Here is a 16,648-nt window from a genome sequence, read left to right as displayed (position 1 = left end):
GCGCGCATGCCGGGTGAACCGGTAAACCGGATCACGCAACGGGCCCATGCCCGTGGGCTGAAGCGTTAAGAGGGGCACCTTCCTCTACCCATAGGGTTAAGAAGGTGCCCTTCCTTTCCGCAAGGTGGACCGGTGGGGAGGGCCGCTCACCCTCCCCACCGGGGTTCGGGGTTACGAGGCGTAGACCTCGTACTCGGCGAGCTGGCCGGCGGGCCAGCCCGTGTTGCCGGTGAAGCTCAGGCGCAGGTAGCGCTGGCTGGTCGCCGGGAAGGTGATGGTCACGGTGTTGCCGGTGGACGGGTTGAACACGTAGCCCGCCGAGGCCTTGACCGTGCTGTACGAGCTGCCGGTGGTGCTGCCCAGGACCGACAGGGTCTGGGTGCGGGTGGCCCAGGCGGCCGGCGGCGGGAGCTTCAGCACGACCCGCGACACCGAGGTCGCCGCGCCGAGGTCCACCGTGATCGTCTGCGGCCAGGCGTTGTTCAGCGACTCCCAGTACGTGCCGGAGTTGCCGTCGACCGCGTTGCCCGCGCCGTACACGTCGGCGTGGCCGCTCTCGGTCACCGGGCGGTTCAGCGCCAGGTTGGTGTTCGCGACGACGCCGTTGCCGGCCAGGTTGACCGTGTGCGGGCTGCCCGGCGCGTTGCTGGTGAAGCTGACCGTGCCGGAGCGGGTCCCGGCCGCGGTCGGCGTGAACGTCACCGAGATGGTGCAGGACGCACCCGCCCCCAGCGAGGAGCCGCAGGTGGTGGTGCGGGCGAAGTTGCCGCTGACGGACACCGCGCCCAGCGTCGCCGCCGCCGTGCCGCTGTTGGTCACCGTCACCGACTGCGCGCCGCTGGTCGTGTTCACGGTCTGGTTGCCGAACGCCAGGCTCGACGAGGACAGGCCGATCGCCGGGGTCTGCGGCGGCGGGGTGCCGTTGCCGTACACCTCGAACTCGCTGAACTGGCCCGCGGGCCAGCCGGTGTTGCCGGTGACCGTCACCCGGACCCAGCGGCGCGACGCGGCGGTGAAGTTGATCGTCGCGCTGTTGCCGGTGGCCGGGTTGAACGTGTACCCGGCCGAACCGGCCAGGCTGCTGAAGTTCGAGCCGTCCGTCGAGCCGAGGACCTGGAGGGTCTCGGTGCGGGTGCCCCACGACGGCGGCAGCTTCAGCACGACCTGGTTGACGTTGAGGCTCGCGCCCAGGTCCACCGTGATCGACTGCGGGAAGGCGTTGTTGGCGCTCTCCCAGTACGTGTTCACGTCGCCGTCCACCGCGTTGCCCGCGGCGTACGACTGGGTCTGGCTGGTCGCGGTGGCGGGGCGGCCCGCGGCGAGGTTGCCGTTGGGGTTGACGCCCGACCCGGTCAGGTTCACCACGTGCGGGTTGCCCTGCGCGTTGCTGCCGACCGACAGCTGCCCGTTGCGGGTGCCGGTGGCGGTCGGGGTGAACGTCACCGAGACCGTGCAGTTCGCGCCCGGGTTGAGCGTCGCGCCGCAGGTGGTGGTCCGGGCGAAGTCACCGCTGACGGCGACGCCGCTCAGGTTGACCGCGACCGAGCCGGGGTTGCTCACCGTGACCGTCTGCGCGGCGCTGGTGGTGCCCACGTTCTGCGTGCCGAAGACCAGGTTCGAGGTGCTCAGGCTCAGCTGCGCCGAGGGCGGCGGCGGGGAGCTGGGCGGCGGCGGGCTGTTGCTCGGCGGCGTGGTCGGGCCGCCGGTCCACACCGGCGCCGGCCAGATGCCGGTGCAGGCGGGCGGGTTGGCGTACCAGCCGGAGTTGGTGCCGACCTGGGTGATCTGGAACGACGGGCCCACGCAGTTGTGGATCGGGTTGCTCTGCGCGATGCCGGACGCGGTCACGTTCTCGAACGTCGCCTGGCCCTGCGACTGCACCTGCAGCGCGTACGTGCCGGCGCCGATGATCCGGACGTTCTTGAAGTGGATGCCGGTCGCCCCGCCCTCGATCCAGTGCAGCGCCGCGTACGAGCTGTCCAGGATGTCGGTGTCGGTGATGTTGATGGTCGCGCCGTTGATCGGCTCGTTGAGGCCGGAGAACCAGATCGCGCCGACGCCGAAGTTCCAGTTGTAGTCGGAGTTGCCGGTGCGGATCAGGGTGTTGCGGGCGATGGTGAAGGTGCCCGCCACGGCCGTGCCCTGGCCCGAGTTGACGCCCGGGTAGCGGTTGCCGATGTGGATGCCGCCGCCGTTGGTGATGGTGTCCGCGACCACGTTGTCCGTGATCTTGATGTCGCGGCCGCCGTACGACACGATGTTGTTCGCCAGGATCGTGACGCCGACCGTGTTGAACGAGAACGTGTTGTTGACGTTCGGGATCCGCTCCGGCCACATGGCCAGGCCGTCGTCACCGGTGTTGCGGACGAACGTGTTGGTCACCGTCGAGTTGGTCACGCCGGTGTGGAAGTTCACGCCGTCGGCGGTCTGGTCCAGGATCACGCTGTTGCGAATGGTGAAGTTGTCCATCGGGCCGTCCATCCAGGCGCCGACCTTCGTGTGCTGCATCCACACGCTGTCGACCACCGAGTTGGTCATGGCCCCGCCCATGGCGTTGACCTGGTCGTTGTCCACCCGCTCGCGGATGTCGCCGATGATCGCGAAGTCCTTGAGGGTGACGTTGCGGCTCGGGCCGCCCGCCTCGTGCGACCGGATCTCGCCGCCGTAGCCGCCGCCGGCCACGTACTTGCCGTAGACGCCGACCGCGCGGTTGCGGTTGGTGGGGTGGCGGCCGGTCAGCACGCTGTGCCACATGCCCGCGCCCTGCAGCGTCACCCCGTCGACCACGATGTGGTCCCAGACGGTATAGGTGCCCGCGGGGATCCAGACGACCCGGCCCTGCGCCTTTCCGGCGTCGACGGCGGCCTGGAACTTCGCCGTGTTGTCGGCCGTGCCGCCGTTGGGGTCGGCGCCGAAGTCGGCCACCACGTCGATCGCGTTCGCGGGCTTGCTCTTCGGGCCGCCGACCTGCTCGAAGTCGGCCAGGTCGATGGTGAAGCTCGGCGACTGCGCGGTCGAGTTCACCTGCAGCCGGATCTTCGTGCCGATCGGGTACGTGCTGCCCAGCAGGCTGCGCTGCTCGTCGTAGAAGTGGTGTGGGTTGGTGTCACCCGGGTTGTTGTTGAACGGGTAGCCGCCGTAGAACCAGCCGTACTTCGAGGTCACCGGCACGCTCTTCAGGAACGTCCCGTTGACCCGCAGGTCGATGGTCGCGTCGCGGCCGGTGCCCGCGGCGTTGTCCGGCAGGCTGTACCGGAAGTTGATGGAGTCGGCGGGCTTGGTGAGGGTGAACTCGACGTACTCCCCCACCGCGTCCAGCACGACCGCCTGGCGGCCCGAGGCCTCCGAGGCGAGCTGGCCGTAGTAGCGGGTGTGCGCCAGGATCGTGCCGTTGGTCGGCTGCTCCTCGGCCTCGAACTCGGTGAACGCCACGGTCGCCCCGCGGCCGGGCACGGCCAGCGGGGACAGCGAGGCGGCCTGGGCAGGCGAGGGCAGGAGGGCGCCGGCGGTGACCGCCACCAGGGCGGCGGCGGCCAGCACCGAGCAGGCGGCCGCGGCGGCCAGCCCGGTGCGGCGCCGCGACGCCCGCGGGTTTGTCGTCGTTGCGGGGGGACTGCTGTGCTCGTTCATTGCCTGTGTTGCCTTCCGGTGTGGGACGGGGGGACCGGAGCGGATGAGGCGGCGCGGGTGGGGGCGCGCGCCGCCACGGCCTGGGCGATGCTGAGCGTCGGGCTCCTCTCGTGCCCGGTGGGGTGGATCAGGTGAGGGCGGTCAGGCGGGGCGGATCCAGACCGCGGTGTCCACGGGCAGGCGGGTGCCGTCCAGCGGGCCGCTGGACAGCAGCACCGCCGCGTGGGCGGGCAGCTCGACCGGCGCGCCGGACAGGTTGACCACGCAGACCACGTCGAGGCCGTCCGGCCCCGGCCGGCGGAACGCCAGCACCTGCGGGTCGCTGTCCAGCCACGACATGGGCCCGTCGCCGAGCGCGGGCTCGTTGTGGCGCAGGCCCAGCAGGCGGCGGTACAGCTCCAGCATCGAGCCCTGGTCACCGGTCTGCGCCTCGGCGGTGTACGCCTTCCACGCCGCCGGCTGCGGCAGCCACGGCTTGCCCGCCGCGCCGTCGGGGCTGAACCCGAACGGCGCCTGCGCGCCCGACCAGGGCAGCGGCACCCGGCAGCCGTCGCGGCCCGGGTCGGCCCCGGCGGTGCGGTGCCACATCGGGTCCTGCTTCAGCTCGGCCGGGATGTCCTCGACCTCCCAGAGGCCCAGCTCCTCGCCCTGGTAGAGATACGCCGAGCCGGGCAGGGCCAGCGCCAGCATGATCGCGGCGCGGGCGCGCCGGGTGCCGAGCTCCAGGTCGACCGGGGTGTCGTGGGTGCGGCCCTTGAACGAGAACGAGGTCTCCGCCCGGCCGTACCGGCTGACGTGGCGGGTCACATCGTGGTTGGACAGCACCCAGGTCGCGGGGGCCTGCACGGGCGCGTGCGAGCTGAGCGTGTCGTCGACGACCTCGCGCAGCAGCGGGCCGTCCCAGGCGCTGCACAGGAAGTTCATGTTGAACGCCGTGTGCATCTCGTCGGGGCGCAGGTAGTTGGTGAAGCGCTGCACGTCGGGCATCCACACCTCGCCGATCAGCGCGCGGCCGCCGTACTCGTCGGCGATGCGCCGCCAGGCCCGGTAGACGTCGTGCACCTCGTCGAGATCCTCGAACGGGTGCCGCTCGGTGGTGCCCACCTCGGGCAGGTTCGGGTCCTTGATCAGCAGGCCGGCCGAGTCGATCCGGATGCCGTCGGCACCCCGGTCGAACCAGAACCGCAGCACCGACTCGTGCTCCTCGCGCACGGCCGGGTGGTCCCAGTTCCAGTCCGGCTGGGCGCCGTCGAACAGGTGCAGGTACCACTCGCCGTCGGCGACCCTGGTCCAGGTGCCGCCGCCGAAGTTCGACGTCCAGTCGGTGGGCGGCAGCTCGCCGTGCTCGCCGCGGCCCGGCCGGAACCAGAACAGGTCGCGCTCGGGCGAGCCCGGCCCGGCCGCCAGCGCCGCCTGGAACCACGGGTGCTGGTCGGAGCAGTGGTTGGGGACCACGTCGACGATGACGCGGATGCCCAGCGCGTGCGCCTCCCGGATCATCTCCTCGCACTCGGCCAGGTCGCCGAAGATCGGGTCGATGTTGCGGTAGTCGCTGACGTCGTACCCGCCGTCGGCCTGCGGCGAGACGTAGAACGGGTTGAACCAGATGGCGTCGATGCCCAGGTCCCTCAGGTACGGCAGGTGCGCCCGCACGCCCGCCAGGTCGCCCACCCCGTCGCCGTTGCCGTCGGCGAAGCTGCGGACGTAGACCTGGTAGATGACGGCGTCACGCCACCAGGCGTCCGTCGCCGGGCGCACCCCCCTCGGCGCGATGGCTCCGATGTCAACCACGAGAGATACCTGCTTCCTCTTACGGGAACGCGAAACTGGATGTGGAACTGAGCGGAGCGGCCGGGCCCGCCGCGCGGGCGGGCCCGCGGCCTGGCTACTCCTTGAGGCCGCCGGCGGTCAGGCCGGACATGATGCTCCGCTGGAAGATCAGGAAGAAGATGATCGTCGGGATGGCGGCGATGACGGCCGCGGCGACGACCACGTTCTGCGGCGTGCCGCCGGAGAAGGCGTAGATGCCGACGCTGATGGTGCGCGTCTCCGGCGAGGGCATGACCAGCTTCGGCCAGAGGAAGTCCTTCCAGACCGCGGTCACCGCGAAGATGGACACCACGCCGAGGATGGGCCGGGAGATCGGCAGGATGATCGACCACAGCACGCGCATCGACCCCGCGCCGTCCATCGTCGCCGCCGACATCAGGTCCTCCGGGATCGAGTCGAAGAACCGCTTCAGCAGGAAGATGTTGAACGCGTTGGCCACCGCCGGCAGCCAGATCGCGAACGGCGAGTCGATCAGGCTGATGTGCAGGATCGGCAGGTCGATCACGGTCACGTACTGCGGGATGATCAGCACCATGGCCGGGATCATCAGCGTCGCCAGCATCGCGCCCAGCACGATGTTGCCGAACCGGGGCCGCAGCTTCGACAGCGCGTACGCCGCCGCCGTGTCCAGCACCAGCTGGAACGCCAGCGCCCCCAGCGCGTAGTAGACGGTGTTGAACAGCAGCTTGGCCAGGTCCAGCCGGTCCCACGCCTCGGTGTAGTTCTCCGGCTGCGGCTCGGCCGGCCACAGCGTCGGCGGCGTCTGCGCCAGCTCGGGGCTGGACTTGAGCGCGCCGGTGACCATCCAGTACAGCGGGCCGATGAAGACCAGGGTGAAGACGACCAGGACGGTGATGAGCAGGGTCCAGTAGATCACCTTGCCGCGGCCCCGCTGGAGCTGCGCGAAGGAGATCAGCGACCGGGTCTCGGAATACTGCGCCATGACTCGTTCCCCTAGTCCTGTTTCGCGTTCAGCCGGGCGTACACGGCGGAGAAGCCGATCAGCGCCACGAGCATGATCACGCCCAGCGCCGCCGCGCCGTTGAGGTCGTTCTGGAAGAAGCCGTGCTGGTAGATGAGGTACACGACCGAGGTGGCCGAGTCCTGCGTACCGGCGCCGTTGGCGAGGATGAGCGGCTCGATGAACAGCTGCATCGTGGCGACGACCTGGAGCATGGCCATCAGCGACAGGATCAGCCTGGTCTGCGGGATGGTCACGTTCGTGATCCGCCGCCAGATGCCGGCCCCGTCCAGCTCGGCCGCCTCGTACAGCTCGCCGGGGATGTTCTGCAGCGCGGCCAGGTAGATCAGCACCGCACCGCCCATGTTCATCCAGGTCGAGGCGAGCACCATGGCGGGCATGGTCATGTCGGTCGACTGCATCCACTGCGAGGTCGGCAGGCCGACCGCCTTGAGGATCGCGTTGAACAGACCGGCGTCGCTGGGGTCGTACGCGAGGTACTTGAACAGGAACAGCGCCGACGCGGGCGGCAGCATCACCGGCAGGTAGACCAGGATGCGCAGGTAGCCCTTGGCGTGGCGGAACTCGTTGAGCAGCACGGCCAGGAAGAACGGCACCGCGTAGCCGAGGATCAGCGCCAGCACCGTGAAGTAGAGGGTGTTCTGCCACGCGGTCCAGAAGCTCGGGTCGTTGACGATGCGGTCGTAGTTGTCCCAGCCCACCCAGGTGGTCTCGCCACGCCGGGTCCGCTGGAAGCTCATCACGATGCCGCGGATCATCGGGTACCAGGAGAAGAAGGCGAAGCACAGCACCGCGCCGGCCAGGAACCCGTATCCGGTGAGGTTCTCCTTGATACGACGGTTGCGCCGGGCGCGCCGCGGATCGGCGGCGGGCGGGGGCGCTTGGCTGCCGACGTCGATGCCGGCGCCCGGGACGGTGGCGATCGCCATGTCATCACTCCTGGGGGAAAGGGTGAGGTCAGGTCCGCGCGGAGGACGGGGGGCCGGCCGGCGGCCGACCCCCCGTCGTCTGTTACTTCGCGGCCTGGGCGAGGAGCTGGTTGACCTTCTCCTCGGCCTTCTTCAGCTCTTCGTCGACGCTGGCGTTCGGGTTCGTCAGGATCGCCGACATCGCGCCGTCGAGGATCGCGTAGATGCCCTGCGCGTTCGCCGGCTCGAACTTGATCGCGACCGGGTTGTTCTCGAACGCGGCGAAGTCCTCGGGGGCGATGTTGCCGTTGGCCTTGCGCAGGTCGAACTCGGCCTTCTGCGAGGCGCTGCCCGGGGTGAACAGCTGCGGCTGGGGCAGGCCCACCTGCTCGTTCAGGCTCTTGGCACGGGCGTAGTCGAACTGGCCCTTGCCCGGGGTGAGCTTCTCGAACGCGAGCCACTTCAGACCGGCCTTGATCTGGTCCTCGGACAGGCCCGCCTTGAAGAAGTAGCCCTCACCGCCGCCGAGCGTGCCCTTGGCCGGGCCGTCCTGGCCGGGCATCGGGCCCATCGCCCAGTCCTCGTACTTGCCCTGGAACTGGGTGACGATCGCGGTGGTCGCGTCCGGCGCGCCCACGAACATGCCGACCTTGCCGGCACCGGCCAGCGTCAGCAGGTCGCCCCAGCCGAGCAGCTGGCGCGAGCCCATGCTGTTGTCGGTGTAACGCATGTCCTTGAGGTTCTGCAGGACCTTCTTGCCCATGTCGTTGTTGAAGTCGGCCTTCTTGCCGTCGGCCGTCACCGGGGTGCCGCCCTGGGAGAACAGCTCGGCGGTGAAGTGCCAGCCGCCGGTGTTGCCCGAGCTGTACTCACCGAAACCGGCGACGCCGTCACCCAGCGCCGCGATCTTCTTGGCGGCCTCGCGGACCTCGGCCCAGGTCTTCGGCGGGGACTTCGGGTCCAGGCCGGCCTTGGCGAACAGGGTCTTGTTGTAGACCAGGCCCATCGAGTAGTTCTTGGTCGGGATGCCCCAGACCTTGCCGTCCTTGGTGAACGTGTTCTTGGCGTCGGCCAGCACGTCGTCCCAGGTCGGGATGTTGTCCTTGTTGGCGTAGGCGGTGATGTCCATCGCCTGGCCGGAGTCGATGACCTGCTGCACGTCGGTCATGTAGCCGTAGAACACGTCGGTCATCGAGCCGCCGTTGAGGCGGGCGGTGAAGTCCGGCGGGTTGGCGCACTGGGTGCCGACCGAAACACTCTTGATCTTGATGTCGGGGTTGGCCGCCTCGAACGCCTTCACGTCGTCGTTCCAGGCCTGCAGCAGGTTCTTCTGAGCACCGACCGGCTGGCAGTCCACCGTGATGATGGTCTTGCCGGCGGCGTCGGTCTCGTCATCGCCCTTGGTGGAGCAGGCCGCGAGGCCCAGTCCCAGGCCGGCCGCGAGCGCGATCGCGGCGACCCTCCGGAAGTGCGGTACGGACATCTGTCCATCCCTTCGGGAAACAGGATTCGTGATCTACGGAGCCGCGGTGACAGGTCGCCGCGGCGGCGTCGTGTTGTTGCGCTGGCTTCCGTGTGACCTGCCTCGCATTTTCCAAGGTCAGGTGTAGGTGAAGTCACTGTAGCGATGGCGACTCATTTCCGCAAGGTATCAAGATAGTTACGCAAAATTTTGACGGGATGTTGTCGCGCATGGGGGTGGAGTATGCGCAGCAAGGGATGTGTGTGGCGGGGCTCACGCGTATGTGTCGATGCGGTTTCGCAATCATCTCGGCATGCTGTCGTGTCTTTGCGGTCTTTGGTCGGTAACGCGTTGCGTGGAAGTCACGAATGTGCAGGTCAGGGAACGGTGGGGAACGTTGTGCCGTCAGGTTGGGGTCTGTGGGTGGGGAAGGGCGGCGCCGAGGAGGGGGTGGGCGGGGTCGGCGGTCACGTTTACGCAACGTTTCAGCGGGTCGGGGACTTCGCGGTGGCGAGGCCCGCGTAGGGCTGCCGGGCTCGCGGGGGAGCCGGTGGGCCCGGTGTGGGCCGGGTGGCTGTGGGGAAGATCGGCGGTCCGTGTCAGGAAGTGCAGTCTGAGTTCGGGTTTCGACACAAAGCAGCGATCTTGGCCCGCCATCACACCCCGGGACGCGGCATCGACGATTAACCCCCAGGCAAGATCTGCAGTTCCGGTCAAAACCTTCTTCGTTCGTCCGCCTCCCCCGAAGCCCCGCCAGCAACCGAACTCCCCCACCAAGATCCGTAGCGCCGGTCAGAACCCCAGGTCCGACCGCACTTCCCGACCGGAAACCGCGATCTTCACCGCCGGCCTCCCCGTAACCCCGCCGACGGCCGAGCGCCCCTGCCCAAGATCTGCGGTTCCGGTCAGAACCTGAGGTCGGACTGCACTTCCCGACCAAAAGCAGCGATATTCGTCCCGGCTGGCGCTGTGCGGAGCGGCGCAAGGGGCAGGTGTGGGCGGGGCTGGTAGGGGGCGGGCTGGTGGGAGGCGGGGCTGGTGGGGGGACGGTGAAGGCCCCGGCGCGGGGCGGCGGGGCCTTCGGTGGGGCGGGGTTATGTGGACCGGAGTTGCAGGTCGGGCGGGGTGGGGGCGGCGGTGCCGGGTGGGTTAGTCGGTGGCGCGGGCCTGGGCGGGGACGGGGCGGGCGGCGGCGGGGGACACGGCGGCGGTGGAGCCGCGTACCACGAGCTCGGGTTCGAAGAGGAGCTCGTCGGCGGGGACGACGTTGCCGGCGATCTCGCTGACCAGGAGCGCCACGGCGGCCTGGCCCATGGCCTCGATGGGCTGGCGGACCGTGGTCAGGGGTGGGTCGGTGCAGGTCATGACGGCGGAGTCGTCGTAGCCGACGAGGGAGATGTCGCCGGGGACGGACAGGCCGAGGCGGCGGGCGCCGCGTACCGCGCCGAGGGCGAGCACGTCGCTGGCGCAGATGATGCCGGTGACGCCGCGGCCGATGAGGCGGGCCGCGGCGGCGTGGCCGCCCTCCATGGAGAAGATGGTGCGCTCGACCAGCTCGTCGGGGCCGGTGAAGGCCTGGCGCTTGCGCTGGGAGGGCATGTGGTCGGGCGGGCCGAGGATGAGGCCGATGCGGTCGTGGCCGAGCGAGGCCAGGTGGTTGTACGCCTGCTCGGTGGCGACCGCGTCGTCGGCGGAGACGCGGGGGAAGCCGAGGTCCTCGATGCCCGCGTTGACCAGGATCGCGGGCAGGCCGCGGTCGAGCAGGCGCCGGTAGTGCTCGTGCTCGGCGTCGGCCTGGGCGTAGTTGCCGCCGGCGAAGATGACGCCGGAGACCTGCTGCTCCAGCAGCATGTCGACGTAGTCGGACTCGGCGACGCCGTCGGCGGTGCGGGTGCAGAGCACGGGGGTGAAGCCGCGCTTGGCCAGCGCGCCCGCGACGACCTCGGCGAAGGCGGGGAAGATCGGGTTCTGCAGCTCGGGCAGCACGAGGCCGACCAGACGTGCACGTTCGCCGCGCAGCTTCGTCGGGCGCTCGTACCCGAGCACGTCCAGGGCGGTGAGCACGGCCGTTCGGGTGGCCTCGGAGATGCCGGGCCGTCCGTTGAGCACACGGCTCACGGTGGCCGTGCTCACTCCCACGTACTTCGCCACTTCGGCGAGTCTGCGCGTCATGGTACGCAAGTGTAGGGCACGATCGTGCAAATCAGTTGCACGGGATGCCCTACAGTTTGCGTTCGCTTTCCGGGCGGCTGCCGCCGTGGGAGCGTTCCCTTACGGCAGCGAGGAGACGATCTCCTCGACCGAGCGGCGGCGGCCGGTGTAGAAGGGGACCTCCTCGCGCACGTGCCGGCGGGCGGACGAGGCCCGCAGGTCGCGCATCAGGTCGACGATGCGGTGCAGCTCGTCGGCCTCGAAGGCGAGCATCCACTCGTAGTCGCCCAGCGCGAACGAGGCCACCGTGTTGGCCCGCACGTCGGGGTAGCCGCGCGCCATCCTGCCGTGCTCGGCGAGCATCTCCCGGCGCTCGGCGTCGGGCAGCAGGTACCACTCGTACGAGCGCACGAACGGGTAGACGCAGATGTAGTTGCGGGCCTCCTCGCCGGCCAGGAACGCCGGGATGTGGCTCTTGTTGAACTCGGCGGGGCGGTGCAGCGCCGCCTGCGACCAGACCGGCGTCAGGCACTTGCCGAACGCGGTCCGCCGGAACAGCCCGTAGGCGTCCTGCAGCGCGTCGGCCGAGCCGGAGTGCCACCAGATCATGACGTCGGCGTCGGCGCGCAGCCCGGCGACGTCGTAGACGCCGCGCACCACCACGTCCTTCTCGGCCAGCTGCTGGAACAGCGACTCGACCTCGCCCGCCGCCTCGGAGCGGATCGACGGCATCGGCGCCTTGGCCCGGAACACCGACCACATCGTGTACCGGATGGTGTCGTTGAGCTCCCGCAGCCGGGCGGCGTTGGTCTGTTCCTGTTCGGTCATGCCCGTCATCCTTCCAATATCCGGTCGGCGGCCTGCTCGGCCGAGTTCACGCAGGCGGGAATGCCGACGCCGTCGAACGCCGCCCCGGCCAGCGCCAGCGGCAGGCCGCCCAGCAGCTCCCGTGCGCCGGCCACCCGGTCGACGTGGCCGGGGGCGTACTGCGGCAGTCCCCCGCCCCAGCGGGTGACGGTGGCCGCGGCGGGGGCCGGCAGCGGGTGGCCGAGCACCGTGCCGAGGTCGGCGAGCGCCGCGCGCACCAGCTCGGCGTCGGGGCGTTGCAGCGCCGCCGGGTCGCCGTGGCGGCCGACGCTGGCGCGCAGCAGCACGCCGCCGGGCCGGGCGTGGTGTGCCCACTTGGTGCTGAAGAAGGTGGCGGCCTTGATGGTCAGGCCCTGGTCGGCCGGGACCAGGAAGCCGCTGAGCGCGGGCAGCTCGACGCCGGTCAGTTCGAGGGTGACCAGGCCGATGCTGGCGTAGTCGAGCGCGCCGACCAGCGCGGCGGCGTCCGGGGCAACCTGGGCGAGCAGCCGCGACGCCGGGCGGGCGGGGCAGGCCAGCACCACGTGGTCGCAGGACAGGCGCGGGCCGCGCACGCTCGCGGGGGCGTCGGGGGCGGCCGCGCCGACGTACACGGCCCAGCCGGTGCCGTCGCGCTCCAGGCGGCGTACCGGAAGACCGGTCCTGATCTCCACGCCGCGGGACCGCAGCTCGGCGGCGACGGCGTCGATGAGGCCGCTCAGGCCGCCGGCGAGGGTGCCGAAGACGGGGGCGCCGGAGCCGTGCGCGCGGCTGGCGGCGGTGGTCCGGGCCACCGCGCCGCGCAGCGTGTGCTCCTCGCCGAGCATGCGGTGCAGTGCGGGCATGGTCGCGGCCAGCGAGAGGCCGTCCGCGCTGCCCGCGTACACGCCGCCGAGCAGCGGGTCGACCAGGTGGTCGACGACCTCGTCGCCGGCGCGCTCGCGCACCACCGCGCCGACGGACCGGTCCTCGCCGGGGGCCAGCACCGGCGTGCCCCGGTCGGTGTCGTGGTCTGCCACCTTGGCGACGCCGTCGAGCACGGTCTGCGGGCCGGGCACGCCCATCACGTGCCCGGTGGGCATCGGGCGCAGCGTGCCGCCGACCCAGAGCCCGGCACCGCCAGCCACGGGGTGCACCAGGCGCCCGGTCAGCGCCAGCTCCTCGACCAGGCGCATCGCCGCGCTCGGGCCGCCCACGGGATCGCGCATCAGGAACTGCTCGGCCCCGGTGTCGACGCCGTCGGCCCGAGTATGGATCTTGCCGCCGAGGCGGTCCGCCTGCTCGACGACGGTCACCCGCACGCCCGCTGCGGACAGGCGCAGCGCGGCGGCCAGCCCGGCGATCCCGCCCCCGACGACGACCGCGTGCCGGGTCATCGGACGCTGAGCGTGTGGACCAGCTCGACCACGCGCGTGAGCACGGTGGGGTCGGTCTCGGGCAGCACGCCATGGCCGAGGTTGAACACGTGCCCGGGGGCCGTGCGGCCCTCCGCCAGGATCCGGCGCACCTCGCGCTCGATCACCTCCCACGGCGCGAACAGCACCGCCGGGTCGAGGTTGCCCTGCACCGGGTGGCCGGGCACCAGCTTGGCCGCCTGGTCCAGCGGGGTGCGCCAGTCGACGCCGACCACGTCCGCCCCGGCCTGGGCCATCGCGGGCAGCAGCAGGGCGGTGCCCACCCCGAAGTGGATGCGCGGCACGCCCGCGTCGGCCAAACCGTCCAGCACGGCGCGCGAGTGCGGCAGCACGTACTCGCGGTAGTCGGCCTCGGACAGCGCGCCGACCCAGGAGTCGAACAGCTGCACCGCGCTGACCCCGGCGCCGATCTGCACCTTGAGGAAGGTCAGCGTGATGTCGGCCAGGCGGGCCAGCAGCGCGTGCCACAGGTCCGGGTCGCCGTACATCAGCGCCTTGGTCTGGGTGTGGTTGCGCGACGGGCCGCCCTCGACGAGGTAGCTGGCCAGCGTGAACGGGGCGCCCGCGAAGCCGATCAGCGGGGTCTCGCCCAGCTCGGCGGTGAGCAGCCGCACCGCCTCGTCCACGTAGGACACGGCGGACGGGTCCAGCGGGCGCACCCGGTCGAGGTCGGCCATGGTGCGGACCGGCTCGGCGACCACCGGGCCGGTGCCCGCGACGATGTCCAGGTCCACCCCGGCCGCGTCCAGCGGCACCATGATGTCGCTGAAGAAGATGGCGGCGTCCACGCCGTGGCGGCGCACCGGCTGCAGGGTGATCTCGGTGACCAGGTCGGGCCGCCGGCACGACTCCAGCATGCGTACGCCCGCGCGCAGCTCGCGGTACTCCGGCAGGGAACGCCCCGCCTGCCGCATGAACCACACCGGCGTGTGCGTGACGGACTCGCCCCGGCACGCTCGGACGAAAGCGGAGCCCGCCGTCGGGCGGCCCGCGGGACTGGTCTGCTCTGCGCTGCTCATCAGGGCCATCGTGCCACCGGCCGGAAGAAGACCGCCGAACGGGTGGCGTTGATGTGAGCCGTATCGGCGCGCCGAAGCGGGACAACGGTCCCGTGGCCCCCTAGGGTACGGCTATGGCGCTCACGACCGTACTCCCCGAGACGTTCACGCGCGCCGTCACCGCGCTGCGTGCCGCCCACCCCCGGGACGAGATCGCGCTGGAGGAGGTGCCGGCGCCCAGCCGGCTCGCCCCCTACGCGTTCGCCCTCGGCGCGACCGTGCTGCGCCGCGGCGAGGAGGTCACCACCGGGCGGCTCATCCTGCTGCACGACCCGGCGGGCCACGAGGCGTGGGAGGGCGACACCCGGCTGGTCACGTACGTCACCGCGGAGCTGGAGCCGGAGCTGGCCACCGACCCGCTGCTGCCCCAGGTGGGCTGGAGCTGGCTGGTGGACGCGCTCGACGCGCACAGCTCCGGCTACGCCGCGATCGGCGGCACGGTGACCCAGACCATCTCCAGCCGCTTCGGGGCGCTCGCCGCCGACGGCCCGCCCACCACCGACCTGGAGCTGCGCGCCTCCTGGACGCCGCTGGACCTGCACCTCGAAGGGCACGTCACGGCCTGGTGCACGCTGCTGGCCTCCACCGCGGGCCTGCCGCCGGTCGGTGTCTCCTCGCTCCCGCTGCGCCGCACCGAGCAGCGCTGACCTCATACAGGCCGAAGCTCCGGCCACGCTGCGGGAGCAGCACGACCGGAGCTTCGATCACGGATGCGGCCTGGCTCAGAGGTAGGCCTTGCAGGCCTTGTCCATCGCCTTGCCCTTGGCCTCGCTCGGCGCGCTGAAGAACGCGTCCAGCTTGTCGAGGCAGCTGACCATGGCCTTGTTCTCGTTCTGCACGCCCTCGAGGTCCTGCTTGGACTTCTCCAGCTCGTCCTTGGTCGACTCCAGCTGGCCCTTGCTGGAGGTCAGCTCGCTGTCCTTGCCCGCGATCGTCTTGTCGCGGTCGGCGACCTGCTGGGTCAGCGTGGCCTTGGTGTCGCTCAGCTCGCCCGACTTCATGACGAACAGGGTGGTCATCACGCCGGTCGCGAGCACCAGCAGGCCGGTGGCGACGGCCAGCACCAGGGTGGCCTTCGACTTCTTGGGCGCCGCGGGCACGGCGGCCGGGTAGCCCGGGTAACCCGAGGTCGGGTACGCCGACACCGGCACCGCCGAGACCGGGTAGCCCTCGGGCTGCGCCGGGACGGGGGCGTATCCGGCCGGGTATGCCTGCTGCTGGGCAGCCGGGTACGCCTGCTGCGGCGCGGCCGGGTAGGCGGCCTGCGGTGCGGCCGGGTAGCCCGCCTGGGGCGCGGCGACGTAGGCCGGCTGCGCGGCCGGGTACGCCTGCTGGGGCGCGGCCGGGTACGCGGCGGTCGGTGCCGCCTGGGCGGGCACCGGCGCGGCGGCCGGGGCCTGCGGCGCGGTCGCGGCGGGTGCCGCGACGGGCAGGGCTGCGGTCGCCGCGGCGGCGGGCTCCTGCGCGGCCGGAGCCGGCGCGGTGGCCTCGTCGGCCGGGGACGCGGGGTGGGTCATATGTTCTCTTCCTCCGTGATGGGTGGCGCTCGCCGAGCCGAAGGGGGTTCCGGTCAGCAGATGTCGAAACGCTTGCAGGCGTCGCTGATGGGGATGGCGAGGCCGAGGCCCTCCGCCTCCAGGTATCCGGCGACGGCGATCCCGACCACCTCGTGCTGCCCGTTGATCACCGGGCCGCCCGAGTTGCCGGGGTTGATCGCGGCGTCGAACTGCACCATCGGGCCGGCCTCGTAGCCGGACTCGCGGATGGCGCTGACGACGCCGCTGGTGACGGTGTCGGTGAGGCCCAGCGGGGCGCCCACGACGACGATCTGCTGACCCGGCTTCGCCGGGGTCTTGGCCACGGCGAGGCCGGTGAACTTCGCCGTGGTGTGCAGGTGGGCCACATCACGGACCTTGTCGACGCGGAGGATCTTCGCATCGAAACGCTGCCCGGCGCGCGTGATTTCCACCGTCCGCCCACCCTTCTTCCACAGGTCCTCGACCACGTGGTAGTTGGTGAACAGGTTCGTGCCGCCGTCGTCGGCCTTCGGCCCGACCGCGAACGCGGTGCCGATGGAGCGGTCCGCCTCGACCCGGAAGACGCTGGGCAGTGCCGCGGCGGCGATCTTCTCCACATTGAACGCCCCGCCGACCTCCTTCTCCAGCGCGCCCAGCCGGGACTCGGCCGCGTCGATGCGGCCCTTGTCCTCCTGCTGCAGACGGCTGAGCCGGTCGTCGGCACGCTCCAGCGCGGTGCCGAGCTGCTCGATGCGCACGGTCTGCCAGGCGACCAGCCCGACCAGCACCACCAGCAGCACCGCGAGCACCACGGTGTGCCGCCGGTCGCGGCGGCCGGCCGCCGCGACC

Annotated in this window: 12 protein-coding genes; 1 reads left to right on the top strand and 11 read right to left on the bottom strand. The window is 71.1% G+C overall.

Annotated features, from left to right (window positions below; genetic code table 11):
- Positions 1-171: 171 nt before the first annotated feature.
- From AB0J67_RS11180 to hemE, 9 genes are all read right to left on the bottom strand, one after another.
- Positions 172-3,630, bottom strand: coding sequence for a discoidin domain-containing protein (locus AB0J67_RS11180; protein WP_363479637.1), 3,459 nt, complete (start codon positions 3,628-3,630; stop codon positions 172-174).
- Positions 3,631-3,771: 141 nt separating this feature from the next.
- On the bottom strand, positions 3,772-5,412 hold the full coding sequence (locus AB0J67_RS11175; RefSeq protein WP_363479775.1) for a glycoside hydrolase family 13 protein: 1,641 nt from the start codon (positions 5,410-5,412) through the stop codon (positions 3,772-3,774).
- A 103-nt stretch (positions 5,413-5,515) separates the two neighbouring features.
- A complete protein-coding gene (locus AB0J67_RS11170) occupies positions 5,516-6,403 on the bottom strand; it encodes a carbohydrate ABC transporter permease (RefSeq protein WP_363479634.1) in 888 nt (295 codons plus the stop codon).
- 11 nt (positions 6,404-6,414) lie between these two features.
- A complete protein-coding gene (locus tag AB0J67_RS11165; protein WP_363479631.1) occupies positions 6,415-7,371 on the bottom strand; it encodes a sugar ABC transporter permease in 957 nt (318 codons plus the stop codon).
- 82 nt (positions 7,372-7,453) lie between these two features.
- Positions 7,454-8,833 carry a sugar ABC transporter substrate-binding protein gene (locus tag AB0J67_RS11160; protein WP_363479628.1) on the bottom strand — a complete coding sequence of 460 codons (1,380 nt, stop codon included), beginning with the start codon at positions 8,831-8,833 and terminating at the stop codon, positions 7,454-7,456.
- Between the two features lie 1,128 nt (positions 8,834-9,961).
- Complete coding sequence (locus AB0J67_RS11155; RefSeq protein ID WP_363479625.1) at positions 9,962-10,984, bottom strand: LacI family DNA-binding transcriptional regulator; 1,023 nt, start codon at positions 10,982-10,984, stop codon at positions 9,962-9,964.
- Positions 10,985-11,083: 99 nt separating this feature from the next.
- On the bottom strand, positions 11,084-11,791 hold the full coding sequence (gene hemQ / locus AB0J67_RS11150; RefSeq protein WP_363479622.1) for a hydrogen peroxide-dependent heme synthase: 708 nt from the start codon (positions 11,789-11,791) through the stop codon (positions 11,084-11,086).
- A gap of 5 nt (positions 11,792-11,796) precedes the next feature.
- A complete protein-coding gene (gene hemG, locus AB0J67_RS11145; RefSeq protein WP_363479619.1) occupies positions 11,797-13,185 on the bottom strand; it encodes a protoporphyrinogen oxidase in 1,389 nt (462 codons plus the stop codon).
- Positions 13,182-14,243, bottom strand: coding sequence for a uroporphyrinogen decarboxylase (gene hemE, locus AB0J67_RS11140; RefSeq protein WP_363479616.1), 1,062 nt, complete (start codon positions 14,241-14,243; stop codon positions 13,182-13,184). The genes hemG and hemE overlap by 4 nt, the downstream gene beginning before the upstream one ends.
- 113 nt (positions 14,244-14,356) lie before the next feature.
- Between hemE and AB0J67_RS11135 the strand changes: the two genes are divergently transcribed.
- On the top strand, positions 14,357-14,929 hold the full coding sequence (locus AB0J67_RS11135) for a DUF3000 domain-containing protein (RefSeq protein WP_363479613.1): 573 nt from the start codon (positions 14,357-14,359) through the stop codon (positions 14,927-14,929).
- Between the two features lie 75 nt (positions 14,930-15,004).
- On the opposite strand, the gene AB0J67_RS11130 is transcribed toward AB0J67_RS11135, so the two are convergent.
- Both AB0J67_RS11130 and AB0J67_RS11125 read right to left on the bottom strand, forming a co-directional pair.
- Entirely contained in the window at positions 15,005-15,799 is a 795-nt protein-coding gene (locus AB0J67_RS11130) for a hypothetical protein (protein ID WP_363479610.1), read from the bottom strand.
- A gap of 53 nt (positions 15,800-15,852) precedes the next feature.
- Positions 15,853-16,648 (bottom strand): trypsin-like peptidase domain-containing protein (locus tag AB0J67_RS11125; RefSeq protein ID WP_363479607.1); only part of this gene is annotated, 796 nt, incomplete at its 5' end.

This window comes from Catellatospora sp. NPDC049609, from assembly GCF_040675365.1.
In the GTDB taxonomy this organism is placed as follows: domain Bacteria; phylum Actinomycetota; class Actinomycetes; order Mycobacteriales; family Micromonosporaceae; genus Catellatospora.
Note: the sequence above shows the minus strand (reverse complement) of the source record. Positions and strands in the feature narration are given on the sequence as shown.